Below are 19,429 nucleotides of genomic sequence, written 5' to 3'. Positions count from 1 at the left end.
ATGCAGGACGAAGCGCTAGCCGACGTGTGACTTCTTCGTTCTGCGTCCCGGCGTCTTCTGCGATGTCAGTTCGTGCACGATCCCGCACGAATCGACGGCGTGCTCGCCGCGGCATGTCTCGCGCAATGCGGTGAGCCGGTCGCGCAGCCTCATCAATTCGTCGATGCGCGCGCTTACGTGGCCGATATGCTCATCGACGAGCGCATCGATTTCGCGGCAATCCGGCGAGCGCGCCTGCAATGCGTAGAGCAGGGCGCGCACTTCGTCGTGCGTCATGTCGAGCTCGCGGCAATTGCGGATAAGGCGCAGGCGTTCGACATGCGTCTTGTCGTAAGTCCGGTAATTCGCGTCCGTCCTTGCAGGCGGCGGAATCAGCCCTTCCTTTTCGTAGAAGCGGATCGTATCGGGCGTGCAATTCGCTATGCGCGCCAGTTCCCCTATCTTCATTTCGGCATCCTTTTTTCTTGACCCTGGAGTGGCTCCAAGGTGTTCAATTCGGGAAAAGTCAAGAAAAGGAGCCAGTATGTTACGTCCCGAGAGCATCGGCAAGCCCCGGCCTGAGCCGGCTGATCGTCGTGTCCGAAATGATTTAAAGGAATACGAAATAAAGACGAAAGCTTCGGTTCGGACGGAGATCGTCATCGACGAGATGGATTGTCCGACCGAAGAGACGCTGATCCGCAAGAAGCTCGCGGGCATGCCGGGAGTCGGATCGGTCGAGTTCAATCTGCTGCGTCGCGTGCTGACCGTCGAACACGATGCCAACGCGCTCGCATCCGTTCTCGATGCGTTGCGCGCACTGGGCTTCACGCCGCGCACCGAACCCCGCAACGACGCGCCCGCAGGCAAGCGCGCGCTGTGGATGCTCGCCTTCGCGTGCGTTGCGGCGGCGGCGTCGGAGGCTGCGAGCGGGTTCGGCGGACCGTCCTGGCTCGTCGTCGCGCTCGCGCTCGCCGCGATCGCTTCGTGCGGCTTCTCGACGTATCGCAAGGGCTTCATCGCCATCAGCAACGGCAACCTCAACATCAACGCGCTGATGAGCATCGCCGTGACCGGCGCGATGGTCATCGGACAGTGGCCGGAAGCCGCGATGGTCATGGCGCTTTTCACGATCGCCGAACTCATCGAGGCGAAGTCGCTGCAAAGGGCGCGCAACGCGATCGCGGGACTCATGAAGCTCGCGCCCGACACGGCGACCGTTCTGCAAGCCGACGGCCTGTGGCGCGCGATGGAAGCGAGCGCGGTCACGCGCGGCGCCGTCGTGCGCGTGCGGCCGGGCGAGCGCATCGCGCTGGATGGCGTCGTCACGTCCGGGCGCTCCGCCGTCAACCAGGCGCCGATCACCGGCGAAAGCCTGCCCGTCGAAAAGTCGCCGGGCGACGATGTGTTCGCGGGCACCGTCAACGAAACCGGCTCGTTCGAGTTTCGCGTATCGGCGGCGGCGAAGGACACGACGCTTGCGCGCATCATCCGCGCGATCGAAAGCGCGCAAGGTGCGAAGGCGCCGACGCAACGTTTCGTCGATCGTTTCGCGCGCATCTATACGCCGCTCGTGCTTCTCGTGGCGATAGCGGTCGCGGTCGTGCCGCCGCTCGCGTTCGACGAGTTGTGGTACGCGTGGATCTATCGCGCGCTCGTGCTGCTCGTCATCGCGTGTCCGTGCGCGCTCGTCATCTCGACGCCGGTGACGATCGTCAGCGGACTCGCCGCGGCGGCGCGGCACGGCATCCTCGTGAAGGGCGGAACCTTTCTCGAACGCGGACGGCGCCTGCGCTGGCTCGCGTTCGACAAGACCGGCACGATCACGCACGGCAAGCCGGTGCAGACGCATTTCGCGCTGCTCGACCGGAGCATGGACGAAGGCCGCGTGCGCGCGATCGCGGCGAGTCTCGCGGGCCGTTCCGATCATCCGGTTTCGCTCGCGATCGCGCAGGCCGCGAGCCAGGACGGCGGGCCGCGCATCGCGGTGGAGGCGTTCGAAGCGGTGCCGGGGCGCGGCGTTCGCGGTGTCGTCGAAGGCCGTGCTTACTGGCTCGGCAATCAGCGAATGATGGAAGACATCGGACGCGGCGCGAGCCATGCGAAGCGCCGGGCTGAAGCGCTGGAGCGTGAAGGCAGGACCGTCGTGATGCTCGCCGATGCGGACAACGTCCTCGGGCTTTTCGCCGTGGCGGACACCGTGAAGGAATCGAGCCGCGACGCGATCGCCCGGCTTCACGCGCTCGGCGTGCAGACGGCGATGCTCTCGGGCGATAACCCGCACACGGCGCGCGCCATCGCGAGCGCGGTCGGCATCGATCGCGTCGAGGCGGGCCAGTTGCCCGAGGACAAGCTGCGCACCATCGAAAGTCTCGGCTCGGACGGCGGCGCGGTCGGCATGGCCGGCGACGGCATCAACGACGCGCCTGCGCTGGCGCGCGCGGACATCGGTTTCGCGATGGGCGCGATGGGCACCGATACGGCCATCGAAACCGCCGACGTCGCGCTGATGGACGACGACCTGCGCAAGATCGCCGCGTTTATCCGTCTTTCGTCGGCGACGCACGCGATTCTCGTGCAGAACATCGCGTTCGCGCTCGTCGTGAAGGGCGTGTTTCTCGCGCTCGCCGTGGCCGGACTCGGTTCGATGTGGATGGCCGTGTTCGCGGATGTCGGCGCAAGCCTGCTTGTCGTCGGCAACGGGCTGCGCATTCTGCATAAGCGCTTCAACTGAGCACCTCACCAGCAAAAGGAGCAAATCATGAGTTTCTTGCGGAAGCTGTTCGAGAACGGTCACTTCGGCGGACATGGCGGGCACGGCGGGCACGGCGGGCACGGCAGCCATCGGAGAGAGCATGACCGGCGTCATCGGGACGGCTATCAGGAATACGACGGCGATGAATCGTGGGGCCGTCATCCCGGCTCGATTCCGCCGCTGCCGCCCGATGTGATCTGCCCGCAATGCCGCAAGTCGAATCCGCCGGACACGGCCGTCTGCAAGCAGTGCGACACGCCGCTCGATCCCAGCCGATGCCCGACGTGCGGCACGTCGATCCAGGCGGGCGCGCGGTACTGCGTCAGTTGCGGGAAGCGCGTGGTTTGATTGTCGGAGCGTGTGGGGAACGCGCCGCCTTCGCAAGACTGGAAGCCAAAAAAAGGCCACTGATGAGTGGCCTTTCTTCGCGATGCGATCAGAACGGTCGCGCGGCGATCGGTTGCACGCCAGCACGCCAGCACGACGGCGCCGGTGACGTCTCCCGTGTTGGGCAGCTTCGCGGCGTACACGATCGCGATGAGAGGATGCGTCGCATTGTTGCCCATCAGCCGCGACATGACGTTCATACCGCCGCCCATGACCTGTCCGCCCGCGAAGACGGTGTCCTTCGTGACGCTTGCGTTGCTGTCGGATCCGATCGGGCGACGTGGCCATCAGATTGGTGCAGGCGAGGGTGCCCGTGCGTTTGGCGAGTGTCAGCGGATTGCCGACGACGTAATGCGCGCCCTGGTTGGCGTTGAAATTGCCGCCGCCGGAATCGGAACCGTCGGTCCAGCGGCCCGATGGCAAAGCCTCAGCGGACATTTCTACGTTCCGGTCGAGGAATCAAGAGATTACAGCGTCCTGTCAAACAAATTTCACATTTCTTTCCTAAAGTAGCGCGTCAACCGGCACATCGGGCTGCAACGGCCCGAAGCAGGGACATTCATCGCCGGTACAAACCCACGATCAAGGACTCGAACCACACATGGCGCTGCCACTCGACCTCTCCCGCCGCAAAGCTCTCAAGATTCTCGCCGGCGCACCGATGCTGCCGCTCGGCGGCGCGACCGCCGCTTCGCTGCTCGCCACCGCATGCGGCGGCAGCGACAGCAACGCGGCGACGAACGCGTCCGCGCCCGCGTCGACGGCTGCGTTCACCACGGCGACGTTCAGCAGCATGGCCGCGCCGACGCTCGCCGATCCCGCGGCGATGGCGAAGACCACCGTCGGCTCGACCATGACCGTGAACTTCAGCGACGGCAGCAATCGCGCGTACAAGCTCGCGTATCAGCCGTTCTTCGTGACGGGCGATGTCGTGCCGAACACGGCCGGCGGCACCATCGTCGCGGGCGGCTATTTCGATATCGACAATCAGCCGATCATCGACAAGTCGGTGGCGGGCAAGGAGCGCCAGTTCTTCTCGGACTGCCCGGACGGCACGTCGCTCATCAAGCTCGACAAGACGACCGTCAAGGGCGTGAAGGGCAACGCCGTGTTCGCCGTCGTGCAGTTCGAATACACGACGCGCGACCAGAACGCCGCGAGCATGTACGGCCGCCTGCCGTCGCCGATCGCCGTGCTGACGCTCGATCAGGATCCGGCCACCGGCAAGCTGACGCTCGTGAGCTACGCGAACGTCGATACGTCGAAGGCGAACGGTCTGTGGATCACGTGCGGCGCGAGCCTCTCGCCGTGGAACACGCATTTGTCGAGCGAAGAGTACGAGCCGGATGCGGCGCTCGGCTCGAAGGACGCGCAGTTCCTCGCGTATAGCCGGAACCTTTACGGCGATCAAACGAAGGCCCGTCCGTATCACTACGGCCATGTGCCCGAAGTCACCGTCAACCCGGACGGCACCGGCACGATCAAGAAGCACTATTGCCTCGGCCGCATCTCGCACGAGCTGATTCAAGTGATGCCCGACAAGCGCACCGTCATGATGGGCGACGACGCGACCAACGGCGGCGTCTTCATGTTCGTCGCGGACAAGGAAGCTGATCTTTCGGCCGGCACGCTTTACGTCGCGAAATGCGCGATGACGTCATCGGCGGGCGCGGGCTCGGCCAATCTGACGTGGATGAACCTCGGCCACGCGACGAGCGATGAAATCGAGAACCTCGCCAACACGCTGACGCTCGCCGACATCATGGATGTCGTCAGCGATGCGACCGTCGGCGCGACGCTCGATGCGAGCTATACGCGCATCAACTACAACGGCGCGTTCAACTGGATTCGCATCAAGCCGGGCATGGAGAAGGCGGCCGCGTTTCTGGAGACGCATCGCTACGCGGCATTGCGCGGCGCGAGCATGTGCTTCACGAAGCTCGAAGGCACGACGGTCAACGCGAAGGACAAGATCGTGTACTCGGCGATGTCGCAGATCGTCAAGTCGATGGTCAAGGGCGACGCGCACGCGGCCGAATTCGCCGTCGACAAGACCATCAACTCCGGCGCGGTGTACGCGTTCAATCTGAAGGGCGGACAGAAGGATCTGACCGGCGCGGCGATCAACAGCGAATGGGTTCCGGTCGACATGGCCGCGCCCGCCGCGCTCGTCGGCGAAGACATTTCCGCCGATGCGCTCGGCAACATCGGCAACCCGGAGCGCATCGCGAATCCGGATAACCTCAAGTTCTCCGAGAAGCTGCGCACGTTGTTCATCGGCGAAGACAGCGGCCGGCACGTCAACAACTTCCTGTGGGCATACAACGTCGATACGAAGTCGCTGTCGCGCATTCTGTCGGCGCCGTCGGGCGCTGAATCGACGGGCCTGCACGCGGTCGACGAGATCAACGGCTGGACCTACGTCATGAGCAACTTCCAGCATGCGGGCGACTGGGAAACGCCGCTGCATTCGAAGGTGCAGGCGACGCTCGATCCGCTGATCCGCGCGAACTACAAGGATCGCTACGGCGCGGCGGTGGGCTATCTGACCGCCGATGCAACCTCGGTCAAGCTGAGTTGACGAGCCAGGGGAAGCGCAACGCTTCCCTCGATGCGTAGCTTCGAGGTGCGTCGCGGACGCGGCGCGCCTCGCGGAGTTCAGCAGCTTTGCTCGTAATCGATATATTCGAAGCCGGCCGCAATCGCATAGCGGATCGCTTCTTCCACGTTCGGAAACTCGCCGGCCAAGCGCACCGAACGCTCCATCCCGTTCAAATCCTGGATTCGCGCCGTCGCGGCAAACGCGTCGCCGTGCCGGACCGCCGCCGGCGTGACCATCATGTCCCTGTAACTGAAGACCATTTCTTCTTTCTCTTCCGGATGTCGTTGGCCCGCGCCGTATGGCTGCGGAACACGCGTTATGAATGTCGAAAAGGCGCGAACGATCTGGCGTCCGGCTCCTTCTGCTTCAGGTTATCGGCATCGGAAAATGCTTCTTTACGCGAGCGCTTTCGTCTGAATATTGCGGCAGTTCGCGCCGATTCAGGCCAGGAGCCGCGCGATCAGGTCTTGTGTGGCTCGCGCGCCGTATTTGCGCAGCAGGCTTGCACGATGGATGTCGACCGTGCGCGGGCTGATGTTCAACTCCTTGCCGATCTCCTTGCTCGTCATGCCATGCACGAGCAGCGCGGCGACGTCGCGCTCGCGCTCGGTCAGCAGGCTTGCGTTGTCTGATTGCTTCGTGCCTTGCGACAGATCCGTGAACGTCCAGACCGCAAGCTCGAAAGGCCGCTTCGGGTTATAGCCGAAGCCGCCGACCGTCACCCAGAAGTAGCTTCCGTCGACGCGCCGCATGATGCGGTCATCGCTGAATACGGCATGCTTTGCAAGCAGCGGCGCCAGACGATGACCGGTGGTGGTGAAATCCTTCTGCTCGGGATAGAGCTTCGAGAACGACTGCTCGATGATATCGCTGCGTTTTGCCCTGAAGAGTTCCAGCGCGCGTGCATTGCAGTCGACCATGATCCGCTCTCTCGCGACGATGACGGCCACGGGCAAATGCCTGAACAAGTCCTCGTAGTCGAGCTTGGGCGAATCGGTCATGTCGGGAAGATTGTCGCGTCTGGCGAAAAGTTACTGTAACACCGAGGTTCGGCACTTTTCGCACGGACTTTCGCTTCAACCGTTCCAGACTTCACCGAATACGCGCAGCCAGTTTTCGCCCATCACTTTCCTGATGCGAGATTCGCTCCAGCCGGCCTTTTGCATCGCGGCGGTGATGTTCGGAAACTCGCCGATCGTGCGAATGCCTTCCGGATTCACGACCTTGCCGAAGTTCGTCAGACGGCGATAACGGCCCTTGTCATGCGTGATCCAGTCGAAGAACTCGGTGCTATAGCCTTGCGTGAAGTCCGTTCCGATACCGACCTTGTCTTCACCGATAAGATCGATGACGTATTCGATAGCTTCGAGATAATCGTCGACGGTCGCATCGGCGCCTCGTCTCAGGAAGGGCATGAACATGGTCACGCCGACGAAACCGTTCGCTTCGGCAATCTCCTTCAATTGCTCATCCGTCTTGTTGCGCGGATGCTCTTTCAACGTATAAGGGCAGCAGTGCGAGTAGGTGACGGGTTTCTTCGAGCAGGCGATCGCATCGGAAGAAGTCTTCGCGCCCACATGCGAAAGATCGACCATGATGCCGACGCGATTCATCTCCTGAATCACTTCGCGGCCATATCCCGACAAGCCGCCATCCGGTTCATAAGAACCCGTGCCGACGAGATTCTGCGTGTTATAGCAAAGCTGGACCACATTCACGCCCAGCTCCTTGAACACCTCGATATAGCCTAAGTTATCCTCGAACGCATACGCGTTCTGAAAGCCCAAGATGATGCCGGTCTTGTTCTCCTTCTTCGCGCGCAGGATATCGTCGGTCGTGCGTACGAGCGTCAGAATCTCGCTGTATTCGCGGATCTGCTGCTTCATTTCCGCGATGTTATCGATGGTCTTCTGGAAGTCTTCCCACACCGACACGGTGCAGTTCACGGCGGTGACGCCGCCCTTTCGCATGTCTTCGAATACGGAGCGCTCGAACTTCGAGATGTTCAGTCCGTCGATGATGATGCTCGAATCGTGAAGGCTATTCATCGCGTGTATCCGTTCAGATGGTTCTCTTGATGCCGCGCTCGACGGCCGGGCCACTGCTTGCGCTCTTGTTCGACGAACCTGCTTCTTCGAGCGCGGTCTTCGACGTTTCGCGCAGCGAGAGGCCGCCGATCATCGCGAAGATGGATACGGCGATCAGGTAATACGCCGGCGACAGATTCGTTCCCGTTTCCGCGATCAGCCAGGTCGCGACGAGCGGCGCGGTGCCGCCGAAGATCGTGTACGCGAGGTTGTATGTGATCGCGGATGCGGTGTATCGCGTCTTCGTCGCGAACACTTCCGAAAGAAGCGGAGCAGTGACCACGCCCGAAAGCACCGCGCCCACCGCGAGCAGCGCCACGCCGAGCAGCGAAGGCGACAGATTTCCCGATCCGCCGAGCGCGAAGGCGGGATAGACCGAGACGATGATGAAGATGCACGTCGTCGCGATCGTCGCGCGGCGGCCCACGAGGTCGGAGAACAGACCGGCGAGCGGGCACAGCGCCGCGGCGAAGAAGAGCGCGAGCACGGTCACGAGAAGCGATGTTCCGCGCGTCAGATGTCCGGCGACCTGCATGTAGGTCGCGAAATACGTCGTGAACGTGTAGAACGAAAGCGCCGTCACCGAAACGAATGCGCCGAGCTTCAGAATGTTTCCGGACTGCGAATGCAGGGTTTCCATCAGCGGCGCATGCGCGACTTCATGCTTGCCTTCGAGCGCCTGGAATGCCGGCGTCTCGTGCAGATTCACGCGCAGATACACGCCGATGAGACCGACCGGCGCCGCGATCAGGAACGGCACGCGCCAGCCCCAGTCGACCATCGCCGCGGGCGAAAGCGACGATTCGAGCGCATAGGCGACAACGGCCGCGCATGCGAACGAAGAGAACGTCGAGACCGGAACGAAGCTGCCGAAGAACGCGCGGCGTCGGCGCGGCGCGTGCTCCATCACATAGGCGCACGCGCCCGCGTATTCCCCGCCTGCGGAAAAGCCCTGCACGCAGCGGATGATCGTGAGAAGCAGCGGCGCCCAATAGCCGATGCTCGCATAAGTCGGCAGCAGCCCGATCAGCGTCGTGGCGCCGGCCATCAACAGGATGGTGAAAGCGAGCGTGCGCTTGCGGCCGATGCGGTCGCCGACCACGCCGAAGAAGAGGCCGCCGAGCGGACGGAATGCGAAGGCGACCGCGAAGACCGCGAACGTCTTCAGGAGACCGACCGTGGGATCGCCACTGGGAAAGAACTCGCGCGTCAGGATGGTCGCGAGAAAGCCGTACGCCGCGAAATCAAACCATTCGACAAAGTTTCCGATCGACGCCGCCGCGATGACACGTCTCAGCGTTTTGGTATCGACCTCGTGAGTTGCTTGATGTGGCATGGCGCTTCACCCCTTTCGCGTGTCGGATTCGATCCGGATTGAAAGGAGCGTAAGTGCTCAAATTGCTTAGGTCCATACGTGCCAATTACCTAGGTAATCGGCGCTCCGACGACGCCGCCGCGCCCGGCGTGCAAGGCCGGGCGCGGCTTCGCGCCTATTGCTGGAGCCACGCCTGGACCTTCTCGGGATGGCTGTCGACGAACTTCTTCGCCGCCGCGCTCCAGTCGTTCGATGCGTTGCCGTCGAGCTCGATCGATTCGACATCGGCCAGCGTCAGCTTGAAGTGCCGGATGAAGACATTCGCGCGCGGAAATTTCGTCGCGAACTGCTTGGAAGAGAAGCCGTGAATCTGCTCGTCGCCGCCGAGCACGCCCTTGGGATCTTTCAGATAACGCATCTTGTACTTCTGCCAGAGCCAGTGCGGACTCCACACCGTCGCGACGATCCAGCTCTTCGATTGATACGCGCGCGCAACGGCGGTCAACATGCCGGCCTCGCTTGCGCGAATGAGGTTATATCCGGCGAGGTCGTATTCCTTCAGCGCCTTTTCCGAAGCGACCATCTCGCCCGCGCCCGGTTCGATGCCCTGAATCGTGCTGTTCAACTTGCTCTTGACTTCGGGCTTGTTCAGATCGCCGATGGACGCCACTTCGCTCTCGGGCACGTAATCCGGCACCGCCCAGCCGATCTTCGCGCCGGAATAGATGACGCCGAGATCTTCCATGTCGTTCTTGAAGCGCGCGTAGTAGGCCGCGTGCGTGACCGGAAGCCACGCGCCGAGCATCAGGTCCACATCGCCGCGCGCGATGCCCTGAAACTGAATGCCGAGGTCCGCCGTGGTCAGGGTAACGGGTTGTTGCAGCTTCGTTTCGAGAACGTACTTCGCGGTATAGACGACCGCCTGCGTATCGGCCCAATTGGCTAGCGTGATCTTGATCGGCTCGACGGCGCTCGCGCACATCGCGAACGTGACAGTGGAGACTGCAACGGCAGCTTTCATGGCGAAGCTCACGGACAAGGCATTCATCATTGACGTTTCCTTGCATCGACAGGTTTTATGGAAGACGCGACGCGATCGATTCTCCTGATCTATAACGCATTCATTTGCGACGGATGATTAAGCAGTTGCAGGCGACGCCCTGCAGCCCGCAGTATTCGGGCGCATTAACGCGACGTCAATGTTCTTTGCTTATATCGTCGGATGGAACGCCGATACATCGAGCTGGCGCTCTTCGGATGAACGATCATCGCGGCAGCGCCGAAGTCGCGATTTCGCTCGCGCTGTCCAGTTGCTCGACGTGCCAGCATTTATCGATCAGCGCGCGCGTTTGCTCCGGCGTGAGGATGCCGTCCGCCAGATCGGAGAACTTGGTTTCGAGCTGCTTGTCGGTCATCGGCACTTGCGTGCTGCCGATCGCGTGTTCGATGTACTTGTGCAGCTTGCGGCCATCCTTCAGCGTGATCGTCACGTCGACCTGTTCCGGCTTGATGGACGGATCGACGATCGCGTTCACCTTGTCGCGCAGCTCGATTGTCTTCGGGTCGCGTACCTTGGCGTCGCTGAACTGTTTCTCGCCCGCCGCGCCGTCGATGATCGCGATCGCCACCGCGTGATAGATGCTGAACTTGCCTTCGAGCCCGATCTGCGGCGTCTTCTTGCCCGTCAGTTCGAGCACGAGTGGATGCACGCGAAGATCGATGCGCGCGATCTGATCCGCGCTCAAGTGTTCCTGATTGCGCAACTGGATCGCTGCATCGATCGACGGATGAATGACGATGCCGCACGCGAAAGGCTTATACGTATTCAACGTCGATTCCCAATGCGAACCGAGGCCCTCCGTGATCTCACGATAATCCTGCTTCGTGCTGATCGTGTTGGCCCAGCCGCGTTTGGCTTCGATCATGCCGTCCGAGCTTGTGTAGTTCTGGCCCGCGAGCAGTGCCGCGAAGATGCCGTTCGCGGCGGCGCGGCCGGGATTGAAGCTCTTGTTCATCGAGCCGAACGACTCGCGCAAGCCGACCGGCTGCGAGGCGGCGAGACCGAGCGCCCAGACCATCTGCTCGACGCTCAGTCCCATCAGCTTGCCCGTCGCCGCCGCCGAGCCGAACACGCCGCACGTACCGGTGATGTGCCAGCCGACATCGTAATGATTCGGATACACCGCATTGCCAATGCGCAACTCCGTTTCGACGCCCAGCACGAGCGCGTTCAGAAAGTCCTTGCCCGTGACGGCGCGATATTGCGAGTACGCCAATATCGCCGACACGACCGGTCCCGCCGGGTGAATGATCGTCTTCAGATGCGTGTCGTCGTAGTCGAAGATATGACTGCTCACGCCGTTGATGAACGCCGCGTTCATGATGTCGAAGCGCTCGGTCCGTCCGAGCAGGTTCGCTTGCGGCGGACCGGAGAACGGCGTGAGCGCGGCGACTGCGCGATTCACGGTCTCGTCGTGCGATCCGCCGACCGCGACGCCGACCCAGTTCATCAACGTCCTGACGCCTTCCTTGCGCACCGGCGCGGGCAGATCGCCATAGCCCGTTCTTACGATGAAGTCCGCAAGAATGCGCGTGACGCGCGGCGGCTTCCCATTCGCCCCACTGGCCGATGCGAAAGCGGATGCAGATGCGGCGTTGCTTGTCTGCGCGAACGCTGTCGTGCCTGCCGCCGATGCGAAAGCGCCTGCTGCGCTGGTCATGAGAAAGCTACGGCGATCGATGTTGGGCATGGAGTCGTTTCCTTGAAATGGCACAAGTGGGAACCCGCGCGCAAGTATCATTCCGCGGCAACGAGGCGAACCAAGGGTTTTCCCGATTCCCTTGCATGTCGATTCACGCTTCGATGCATCGTCGTAGAGATGTGTCCAATTTTTCCGCGAAAGGAGAGCACACCATGGCCACCGGAACCATCCGCCTTCACCGTGTCTTGCGTACGACGCCCGAGCGTCTTTATCGCGCGTTCCTCGAACCCGATGCGATCGCGAAGTGGCTTCCGCCTTACGGCTTCACATGTCAGGTCCATCACATGGATGCGCGCCAGGGCGGCACGCACAAGATGTCGTTCCGCAATTTCGGCACGGGCAATAGTCACTCGTTCGGTGGCGAGTACGTCGAGCTGGTGCCGTTCGAGAAGATTCGCTACACGGACCGCTTCGACGATCCGAACCTGCCCGGCGAAATGCAGGTCACCGTTTCGTTGAAGCAGGTCGTGTGCGGGACCGAGTTGAGCATCGTTCAGGAGGGCGTGCCCGAAGTCATTCCGGTGGAGATGTGCTATCTCGGCTGGCAAGAGTCGCTGGAGCAACTCGCGCGGCTCGTCGAGCCTGTGATCCCCGAGTGACGATGCGCGCGATCGAGCCCTTTCGTTGATCGGATAAGATACGGCGCCCCGCAACATCAATTCATAACGTGGAGTGCTTTTCGTGATCCAGCCGAGCAACGTATTCAAGGATAACCTCGCCCAATTGCCCGCCATCGACGGCATCGAGCGCATCGATCTGGTCGATGGCAAAGGTGACGTGGTCGCGAGCATCGAGAACAAGCCGGGCAAGCAGGGCTCGCTCGCGGTCTATCACTATCTGAAGCAGGCGTTCGGCGCGCTGGACGCGCAAGCCGCCGAGCATGGTCTCGCCGTGTTCGCCGAACATACGGCCGATGCGCGCAATCGCCCGGGCGCGCATCCGAATGTGGATCGGCTGATTGCGATCGTCGATGGCGGCGAGGCGTTGCGGGTCGACGTGGTTCGGGCGCAGTAAAGCAAAAGCCCGTTCTGCCATGAGCAGAACGGGCTTTTACGATTCATCGCTTGCAGCGGATCAGACCCTCAACTCCACCCGCTTGATGTCCTTCACGATCACGAGATAGCTGAACACCGTGATCAGCGCATTGATCCCGACGAACGCCAGCGCGCCATTGAACGAGCCCGACTGCGCGACGAGATAGCCGATGACGATCGGCGTCACGATGCCCGCGACATTGCCGAACATGTTGAAGATCGATCCCGAGAGCCCGATGGCTTCCTTCGGCGACGTATCCGCGACCACGGCCCATCCCAAAGCACCGATGCCCTTGCCGAAGAACGCCAGCGACATCAGCGCGACGACGATCCAGTCCGTGTCGACGTAATTGCAGCCGATGATGCACGACGACAGCAGCATGCCGCCGACGATCGGCACCTTGCGCGCGAAAGTGAGCGACTTGCCGCGACGGATGAGGCCATCGGAGATCACGCCACCCAGCACGCCGCCCGTGAAGCCGCAGATCGCCGGCAGTGACGCGACGAAGCCTGCTTGCAGAATCGTCATGTGACGCGCCTGCACGAGATAGATCGGGAACCACGTCAGGAAGAAGTACGTCAACACGTTGATGCAGTACTGCGCGAGATACACGCCGAGCAGCATCCGGTTGGTCAGCAATTGCTTGACGACGGGCCAGCCCACGCTGTGGGACGTGCCACGCGCCACGCCGCCCGCGCGCTGATGACCGCGCACGAGACCGCCGCCTTCCTCGATGTACTCCAGTTCCTGCCGGTTCACGCGCGGATGATCCGCCGGATTCTTCATCACGGCGAGCCACGTCAGCGCGAGCGCGAGACCCGCAACGCCCATCACGATATAGACGTGATGCCAGCCGAAAGCATGCGTGAGCCACGCCATCAACGGCGTAAAAACGACGGCCGCGAAGTACTGCGCCGAGTTGAAGATCGCCGATGCCGTGCCGCGTTCTTTCGTCGGGAACCAGCTCGCGACGACCTTCGCATTGGCCGGAAACGCGGGCGCTTCCGCCGCGCCCATCGCGAAGCGCAGCACGAAGAGGGCGGTCACGGCGGTCGCCGCGCTGCCGAGCAGGCCTATCGAACTTTGCAGCAACGTGAACAGCGACCACAGGAAAATGCTCGCCGCATACACGCGCCGCGCGCCGAAGCGATCCAGCAGCCAGCCCGCGGGCACTTGCGAGAGCACATACGCCCAGCTGAAGGCCGAGAAGATGTAGCCCATGCGGATCGCGTCGAAACCGAATTCGGCGCGCATCGCGGAGCCCGTCACCGACAAGGTCGCGCGGTCCGCATAGTTGAACGTCGTGATCACGAAGATCAGCAACAGAATGAGATAGCGCACCTTGGTGCGCTTCATGACGTCCGCGGGATTCGCGGTGCGGCTCATCGACATGGACTTCCCCTTTCTTTCCGTACGTGCGAGATGCACGGAGGGCCGCTCGCGCGGCCCTCATCGGCGAAGCGTCACACGGCGTCGTGCGTCCTCGCTTCGCCCGTCTCCTGCCTGTGCCTTTACTGCGCGCCGAGCTTCTTGATGAGCACGTCGAGTTGCTCGAGCTCGTCTTCGGTCAGATCGGTCAGCGGCGCGCGCACCGGGCCCGCATCGTGGCCGACGAGTTTCGCGCCCGCCTTGACGATCGACACCGCATAGCCCGCACGGCGATTGCGGATCTTCAGGTACGGCAGGAAGAATTCGTCGATCAGGCGGCCCGTGGTCGCGTGGTCGTCGGCGGCGATTGCGCGATAGAACTCCATCGCGGTCTTCGGGATGAAGTTGAACACCGCCGACGAGTACACCGGCACGCCGAGCGCCTTGTACGCGGCTGCGTAGACTTCGGCCGTCGGCAGGCCGCCCAAGTACGAGAAGCGGTCGCCGAGGCGACGGCGGATCGTCACCATGTTCTCGATTTCGCCGACGCCGTCCTTGAAGCCGATCAGGTTCGGGCAGCTATCCGCGAGTTGCTCCAGCATGTCGGCGTTGAGCTTCGAATTCGCGCGGTTGTAAATGATGACGCCCATGTTCGGCACGGCGCGGCAGACTTCCTCGGCGTGCGCGCGGATGCCTTCCTGCGACGCTTCGGTCAGATAGTGCGGCATCAGCAGAACGCCTTGCGCGCCTTGCTTCTCCGCTTCCTGCGCAAAGGCGATGGCCGTGCGCGTCGGGCCGCCCGCGCCGGCGAGGATCGGCACCTTGCCGCGGCACACTTCGGTGGCCGTCTTCACGATCTGCGAATATTCGGGTTGCGTCAGCGAGAAGAACTCGCCCGTGCCGCCCGCGACGAACAGCGCTGAAGCACCGTAAGGAGCCAGCCATTCGAGGCGCTCCGCGTACGTGTTCGCGCGGAAGTTGCCTTGTTGGTCGAAATCCGTCACGGGGAAGGAGAGCAGGCCTTCGGAAACGATTTGCTTCAGTTCTTGCGGTGTCGTCATGGTGATGAAGTCTCGATGTTCGGCGACCGGCCGATTGCCGATCTCGTAAGTCATCGTACAACATCGACTGACGTCAGACAATCTATTTACGCGTGTAAAATCAATGGATACGGGTAAATACTAACCAATTGTGATTGTCTATGTTGTAGGATGACATAACTCAAGCCGCAGCCGCGCGGTATGTTTGCTCAAGGATTCGTCAGAATGAATCAGTCCCCTCTCTATATTCGCGTCCACCCGGACGACAACGTCGCGATCGTCGCGAACGACGGCGGTCTCGGCGAAGGCGCCACGTTCGCCGATGGCCTCGTGCTGCGCGAACGCGTACCGCAGGGCCACAAGGTCGCGCTGAAGGATCTCGCGGAAGGCGATGCGGTCATCCGCTACAACGTCGTGATCGGCTATGCGACGAAGGCGCTCCCGAAGGGAAGCTGGATCAACGAGCACGTCACGCGCATGCCGACGCCGCCCGAGCTGCACGACCTGCCGATTGCGACGATCAAGGCGCCGGACGAATCGCCGCTGGAAGGCTTCACGTTCGAGGGTTATCGGAACGCCGACGGCTCGGTCGGCACGCGCAACATCCTCGCGATCACGACGACGGTGCAATGCGTCGCGGACGTCGTGCAGCACGCGGTGACGCGCATCAAGGCGGAACTGCTGCCGCGGTATCCGAATGTCGATGACGTCGTGAGCCTCGGTCACACATACGGCTGCGGCGTGGCCATCGACGCGCCCGACGCGATGGTGCCGATCCGCACGGTGCGCAACATCGCGCTGAATCCGAACTTCGGCGGCGAAGTGATGATGGTGTCGCTCGGCTGCGAGAAGCTCCAGCCGGAACGCCTGATGCCGCCGGGCACGATTCCGATCGCGGCGGCATCGGCGGAAACGGAAGACGTGGCCGATATCGGCGACAACACGCACGACGACAACGGCGGCACGGTCGTGTTGCAGGACGAGGCGCACGTCGGCTTCGGCTCGATGATCGAGTCGATCATGCGGATGGCCGAGACGCATCTGAAGCGCCTCAACAATCGCCGTCGCGAGACGTGTTCGGCGGCGGATCTCGTCGTCGGCGTGCAGTGCGGCGGCAGCGATGCGTTTTCCGGGCTGACGGCGAATCCGGCGGTCGGTTTCGCGACCGATCTGCTGGTGCGCGCGGGCGCGACCGTCATGTTCTCGGAGGTCACGGAAGTGCGTGACGGCGTCGCGCAACTGACGGCGCGCGCGGCGAACCGTGAGGTGGCGCAGGCGATCATCCGCGAGATGCAGTGGTACGACGATTATCTGAAGCGCGGCGGCGCGGACCGCAGCGCGAACACGACGCCGGGCAACAAGAAGGGCGGGCTGTCGAACATCGTCGAGAAGGCGATGGGTTCCATCGTCAAGTCGGGGTCATCGACGATTTCGGGCGTGCTGTCGCCGGGCGAGAAGGCGAAGCAGAAGGGTCTGATTTACGCGGCGACGCCTGCGAGCGATTTCATCTGCGGGACGCTGCAGCTCGCGGCGGGCATCAACCTTCATGTCTTCACGACGGGGCGCGGCACGCCGTACAGCCTCGCCGAAGTGCCGGTGCTGAAGGTCGCGACGCGCTCCGATCTCGCGCGCCGCTGGCACGATCTGATGGACGTGAACGCGGGAACCATCGCGACGGGCGAGGCGACCATCGCCGATGTGGGCTGGGAACTGTTCCGGCTGATGCTCGATGTCGCGAGCGGGAAGAAGCAGACGAAGGCCGAGGCGTTGAAGCTGCACAACGCGCTTGTGTTGTTCAATCCGGCGCCGGTGACGTGATTCGATGCGCGCTCGCCGGAAACGAAATCGCCCCGCTTTGAGCGGGGCGATTTTTTTTGCGGGCGCGGTGTGAGGCGGATGAGCGAGCGGAATGCGCGATCGGACCGCCACGCTGGGCCATTCTTTGGCACGATGACATCGAATCGATGACACGAATCGAGCCCATGCCATCTCCTTTCGCCAAACCGCGCCCGCCGATCCCCCGCACCGTCTGGGCGCTCGGCCTCGTCAGCCTGTTCATGGACCTGTCCTCCGAGCTGGTGCATGCGCTTCTACCGATCTACCTCGTGACGACCATGGGCATGAGCGTCACCGCACTCGGCGCGCTGGAAGGCGCAGCCGAAGCAACCGCGATGATCGTGAAAGTCTTTTCGGGCGCGCTGAGCGACTGGCTCGGACGCCGCAAGGGCCTGCTGCTCTTCGGCTACGGCCTCGCGGCATTGACGAAGCCGCTGTTCCCTCTCGCCGAAACGCCCGCGCTGGTCGTGGCCGCGCGTCTCGTCGATCGCTTCGGCAAGGGCATTCGCGGCGCGCCGCGCGATGCGCTGCTCGCGGATGTCGCGCCGCCGGAAATCCGTGGCGCCGCTTTCGGCCTGCGGCAGTCGATGGACACGATCGGCGCGTTCGCCGGGCCGTTGCTCGCCATCGTGCTGATGCTCGCGTTCTCCGATCACATCCGCACGGTGCTCTGGTTCGCGACGGTGCCGGCGTTCATCGCCGTCATCATCATTCTGTTCGGCGTGCGTGAGCCGGAAAGCGCGTCCGCACGAGGCGCGAGCTTCCGCTCGCCGCTGCACTGGCGGTCGATGCGCGAGTTTTCTGGGCGCTACTGGTATGTCGTCGCGATCGGCGCGACCTTCACGCTCGCGCGCTTCAGCGAGGCGTTCTTGGTACTGCGCGCGCAGCAGACAGGACTCGATATCGCGTGGATTCCCGCCGTGATGGTCGTGATGAGCCTCGCGTATTCGGCGAGCGCGTATCCGGCGGGCGTGCTGTCCGATCGATGGGACCGGCGCGCGTTGCTCGCCTGCGGCCTGGCGCTGCTGATCGCGGCCGATGTGCTGCTCGGCGCGGGATCGTCGATGCTCACGCTGTTCGCGGGCGTCGCCTTGTGGGGACTGCACATGGGCTTCACGCAAGGCATTCTCGCGGCGATGGTCGCCGAATCCGCGCCGCCTTCCCTGCGCGGTACCGCATTCGGCGTGTTCAATCTCGCGAGCGGCGTCTGCATGGTGCTGGCGAGTGCGATCGCCGGATGGATCTGGGATCGCCATGGCGCGCCGGCGACCTTCTACACCGGCGCCGCGCTCGCGCTGATACCGCTCGTCATGTGCTTCGCGCCACGGCGAGCGGATTCCGCGTCACGAAAGGCTTGAAGCGCCCGATACATACCGTGCAGCCGGCTTGTTCGCCGACAACTCCGGCGCCATCGCCTGCCGCGCCGCTTCGTACGCGTCCCACTTCGCGCCGTCGTGCAGCGACGGAATCGTCACGAGCTCATCGCGATCGAAGCCGACGAGCGCCGCATCGACCATATCGCCCGCCGACATCACGATCGCCTTGTCGAGATTCTCGATCGGAAGGCCGCCCGTTTCCCAAAAGTCGGTGGCCGTCGCGCCGGGCAGCACGGCCTGCACGCGCACGCCCTTGCCCGCCAGTTCGCGATGCAGCGACTGGCTGAACGCGAGCACGAACGCCTTGGTGCCGCCATACACGCCGTTGAGGATCTCCGGCGCAATGCTGACGATCGACGCAATGTTGATGATCGCGCCACGGCCTCGCGCGACGAAGCCGGGCACCGCCGCGTAAGCGAGGCGCGTGAGCGCGGTCACGTTGAGATCGATCATGCGCGTCATCGCGTCGACGTCGCTGTCGAGCAAAGGCGTATGCGTGCCGATGCCCGCGTTGTTCACGAGCAGCGTGATGCTCGCGTCATTCTTCAGCTTCGCTTCGACAGTGGCGAGCGCGCTGCGGTCGTTCAGATCGGCATCGAGAATCTCGACGCTGCGGCGCGTCTCGTTCGTGATGCGTTCGGCGAGCGCCGCGAGCTTGTCGCGATTGCGCGCGACGAGAATGAGGTCGTAGCCGCGCCGCGCGAGGCGCTCCGCATAGACCGCGCCGATTCCGGAAGACGCGCCCGTGACGAGCGCCGTGCCGAGGTGTGTCTGCGTCATGTTTCACTCCGTCAGAAAACAAGTGGTTGATTGCGTGAGTGAATTCTGGCCGGATTTGACCGTGACGCAAATGACGTATAGGGTAGTGATTCGTGACATCGCGCGGC

18 protein-coding genes are annotated in these 19,429 nt (G+C 62.9%); 8 read left to right on the top strand and 10 right to left on the bottom strand.

The window, feature by feature from the left end; genetic code table 11:
• Nucleotides 1-15 precede the first annotated feature (15 nt).
• Complete coding sequence (cadR, locus tag LDZ23_RS23145; RefSeq protein WP_008348568.1) at nucleotides 16-447, bottom strand: Cd(II)/Pb(II)-responsive transcriptional regulator; 432 nt, start codon at nucleotides 445-447, stop codon at nucleotides 16-18.
• Nucleotides 448-523: 76 nt separating this feature from the next.
• Between cadR and LDZ23_RS23140 the strand changes: the two genes are divergently transcribed.
• From LDZ23_RS23140 to LDZ23_RS23125, 4 genes are all read left to right on the top strand, one after another.
• On the top strand, nucleotides 524-2,713 hold the full coding sequence (locus LDZ23_RS23140) for a heavy metal translocating P-type ATPase (protein ID WP_167561856.1): 2,190 nt from the start codon (nucleotides 524-526) through the stop codon (nucleotides 2,711-2,713).
• A gap of 27 nt (nucleotides 2,714-2,740) precedes the next feature.
• Entirely contained in the window at nucleotides 2,741-3,082 is a 342-nt protein-coding gene (locus tag LDZ23_RS23135) for a double zinc ribbon domain-containing protein (RefSeq protein WP_075583526.1), read from the top strand.
• A 66-nt stretch (nucleotides 3,083-3,148) separates the two neighbouring features.
• Nucleotides 3,149-3,634: a hypothetical protein gene (locus LDZ23_RS23130; protein ID WP_075583525.1), complete on the top strand. Its 486-nt coding sequence runs from the start codon at nucleotides 3,149-3,151 to the stop codon at nucleotides 3,632-3,634.
• An 88-nt stretch (nucleotides 3,635-3,722) separates the two neighbouring features.
• Nucleotides 3,723-5,702, top strand: coding sequence for a PhoX family protein (locus LDZ23_RS23125; protein WP_034472583.1), 1,980 nt, complete (start codon nucleotides 3,723-3,725; stop codon nucleotides 5,700-5,702).
• A gap of 77 nt (nucleotides 5,703-5,779) precedes the next feature.
• On the opposite strand, the gene LDZ23_RS23120 is transcribed toward LDZ23_RS23125, so the two are convergent.
• The 6 genes from LDZ23_RS23120 to LDZ23_RS23095 form a co-directional block, all read right to left on the bottom strand.
• The gene (locus LDZ23_RS23120; RefSeq protein WP_008348560.1) at nucleotides 5,780-5,962 is read right to left on the bottom strand and encodes a hypothetical protein; all 183 of its coding nucleotides are present in this window, start codon (nucleotides 5,960-5,962) and stop codon (nucleotides 5,780-5,782) included.
• Between the two features lie 201 nt (nucleotides 5,963-6,163).
• A complete protein-coding gene (locus tag LDZ23_RS23115; protein WP_008348559.1) occupies nucleotides 6,164-6,724 on the bottom strand; it encodes a PAS and helix-turn-helix domain-containing protein in 561 nt (186 codons plus the stop codon).
• A 75-nt stretch (nucleotides 6,725-6,799) separates the two neighbouring features.
• Complete coding sequence (locus tag LDZ23_RS23110; protein ID WP_008348557.1) at nucleotides 6,800-7,771, bottom strand: dipeptidase; 972 nt, start codon at nucleotides 7,769-7,771, stop codon at nucleotides 6,800-6,802.
• 13 nt (nucleotides 7,772-7,784) lie between these two features.
• Nucleotides 7,785-9,146: an MFS transporter gene (locus LDZ23_RS23105; protein WP_008348555.1), complete on the bottom strand. Its 1,362-nt coding sequence runs from the start codon at nucleotides 9,144-9,146 to the stop codon at nucleotides 7,785-7,787.
• A 154-nt stretch (nucleotides 9,147-9,300) separates the two neighbouring features.
• A complete protein-coding gene (locus tag LDZ23_RS23100; protein ID WP_008348553.1) occupies nucleotides 9,301-10,176 on the bottom strand; it encodes a glycine betaine ABC transporter substrate-binding protein in 876 nt (291 codons plus the stop codon).
• A 214-nt stretch (nucleotides 10,177-10,390) separates the two neighbouring features.
• Complete coding sequence (locus LDZ23_RS23095) at nucleotides 10,391-11,875, bottom strand: MmgE/PrpD family protein (RefSeq protein ID WP_034472580.1); 1,485 nt, start codon at nucleotides 11,873-11,875, stop codon at nucleotides 10,391-10,393.
• A gap of 164 nt (nucleotides 11,876-12,039) precedes the next feature.
• Here LDZ23_RS23095 and LDZ23_RS23090 point away from each other — a divergent pair, with 164 nt between their 5' ends.
• Together LDZ23_RS23090 and LDZ23_RS23085 are read left to right on the top strand one after the other, a co-directional pair.
• Complete coding sequence (locus LDZ23_RS23090) at nucleotides 12,040-12,486, top strand: SRPBCC family protein (RefSeq protein WP_008348550.1); 447 nt, start codon at nucleotides 12,040-12,042, stop codon at nucleotides 12,484-12,486.
• Nucleotides 12,487-12,568: 82 nt separating this feature from the next.
• Entirely contained in the window at nucleotides 12,569-12,901 is a 333-nt protein-coding gene (locus LDZ23_RS23085; protein WP_008348548.1) for a DUF2322 family protein, read from the top strand.
• A 60-nt stretch (nucleotides 12,902-12,961) separates the two neighbouring features.
• On the opposite strand, the gene LDZ23_RS23080 is transcribed toward LDZ23_RS23085, so the two are convergent.
• Nucleotides 12,962-14,314 carry an MFS transporter gene (locus LDZ23_RS23080; RefSeq protein WP_008348547.1) on the bottom strand — a complete coding sequence of 451 codons (1,353 nt, stop codon included), beginning with the start codon at nucleotides 14,312-14,314 and terminating at the stop codon, nucleotides 12,962-12,964.
• Between the two features lie 119 nt (nucleotides 14,315-14,433).
• Nucleotides 14,434-15,351, bottom strand: coding sequence for a 5-dehydro-4-deoxyglucarate dehydratase (gene kdgD / locus LDZ23_RS23075; RefSeq protein ID WP_008348545.1), 918 nt, complete (start codon nucleotides 15,349-15,351; stop codon nucleotides 14,434-14,436).
• Between the two features lie 204 nt (nucleotides 15,352-15,555).
• On the opposite strand from kdgD, the gene garD reads away from it, so the two are divergent.
• Together garD and LDZ23_RS23065 are read left to right on the top strand one after the other, a co-directional pair.
• Nucleotides 15,556-17,148, top strand: coding sequence for a galactarate dehydratase (gene garD / locus LDZ23_RS23070; RefSeq protein ID WP_244808228.1), 1,593 nt, complete (start codon nucleotides 15,556-15,558; stop codon nucleotides 17,146-17,148).
• A 164-nt stretch (nucleotides 17,149-17,312) separates the two neighbouring features.
• Entirely contained in the window at nucleotides 17,313-18,524 is a 1,212-nt protein-coding gene (locus LDZ23_RS23065) for an MFS transporter (RefSeq protein WP_008348540.1), read from the top strand.
• Here LDZ23_RS23065 and LDZ23_RS23060 read toward each other — a convergent pair.
• Nucleotides 18,510-19,322, bottom strand: a complete 813-nt coding sequence (locus tag LDZ23_RS23060) for an SDR family NAD(P)-dependent oxidoreductase (protein ID WP_008348538.1) — start codon at nucleotides 19,320-19,322, stop codon at nucleotides 18,510-18,512. The two genes, LDZ23_RS23065 and LDZ23_RS23060, sit on opposite strands and share 15 nt — an antisense overlap.
• Nucleotides 19,323-19,429: the final 107 nt, after the last annotated feature.

The organism is Caballeronia zhejiangensis (genome assembly GCF_022879815.1).
GTDB lineage: Bacteria > Pseudomonadota > Gammaproteobacteria > Burkholderiales > Burkholderiaceae > Caballeronia > Caballeronia zhejiangensis.
Note: the sequence above shows the minus strand (reverse complement) of the source record. Positions and strands in the feature narration are given on the sequence as shown.

What these genes read in the sequence shown, in the direction of transcription:
- cadR (WP_008348568.1), bottom strand. Translation starts at nt 447, where the DNA reads ATGAAGATAGGGGAACTGGCGCGCATAGCGAATTGCACGCCCGATACG.
- LDZ23_RS23140 (WP_167561856.1), top strand. Translation starts at nt 524, where the DNA reads ATGTTACGTCCCGAGAGCATCGGCAAGCCCCGGCCTGAGCCGGCTGAT.
- LDZ23_RS23135 (WP_075583526.1), top strand. Translation starts at nt 2,741, where the DNA reads ATGAGTTTCTTGCGGAAGCTGTTCGAGAACGGTCACTTCGGCGGACAT.
- LDZ23_RS23125 (WP_034472583.1), top strand. Translation starts at nt 3,723, where the DNA reads ATGGCGCTGCCACTCGACCTCTCCCGCCGCAAAGCTCTCAAGATTCTC.
- LDZ23_RS23120 (WP_008348560.1), bottom strand. Translation starts at nt 5,962, where the DNA reads ATGATGGTCACGCCGGCGGCGGTCCGGCACGGCGACGCGTTTGCCGCG.
- LDZ23_RS23115 (WP_008348559.1), bottom strand. Translation starts at nt 6,724, where the DNA reads ATGACCGATTCGCCCAAGCTCGACTACGAGGACTTGTTCAGGCATTTG.
- LDZ23_RS23110 (WP_008348557.1), bottom strand. Translation starts at nt 7,771, where the DNA reads ATGAATAGCCTTCACGATTCGAGCATCATCATCGACGGACTGAACATC.
- LDZ23_RS23105 (WP_008348555.1), bottom strand. Translation starts at nt 9,146, where the DNA reads ATGCCACATCAAGCAACTCACGAGGTCGATACCAAAACGCTGAGACGT.
- LDZ23_RS23100 (WP_008348553.1), bottom strand. Translation starts at nt 10,176, where the DNA reads ATGATGAATGCCTTGTCCGTGAGCTTCGCCATGAAAGCTGCCGTTGCA.
- LDZ23_RS23095 (WP_034472580.1), bottom strand. Translation starts at nt 11,875, where the DNA reads ATGCCCAACATCGATCGCCGTAGCTTTCTCATGACCAGCGCAGCAGGC.
- LDZ23_RS23090 (WP_008348550.1), top strand. Translation starts at nt 12,040, where the DNA reads ATGGCCACCGGAACCATCCGCCTTCACCGTGTCTTGCGTACGACGCCC.
- LDZ23_RS23080 (WP_008348547.1), bottom strand. Translation starts at nt 14,314, where the DNA reads ATGTCGATGAGCCGCACCGCGAATCCCGCGGACGTCATGAAGCGCACC.
- kdgD (WP_008348545.1), bottom strand. Translation starts at nt 15,351, where the DNA reads ATGACGACACCGCAAGAACTGAAGCAAATCGTTTCCGAAGGCCTGCTC.
- garD (WP_244808228.1), top strand. Translation starts at nt 15,556, where the DNA reads ATGAATCAGTCCCCTCTCTATATTCGCGTCCACCCGGACGACAACGTC.
- LDZ23_RS23065 (WP_008348540.1), top strand. Translation starts at nt 17,313, where the DNA reads ATGCCATCTCCTTTCGCCAAACCGCGCCCGCCGATCCCCCGCACCGTC.
- LDZ23_RS23060 (WP_008348538.1), bottom strand. Translation starts at nt 19,322, where the DNA reads ATGACGCAGACACACCTCGGCACGGCGCTCGTCACGGGCGCGTCTTCC.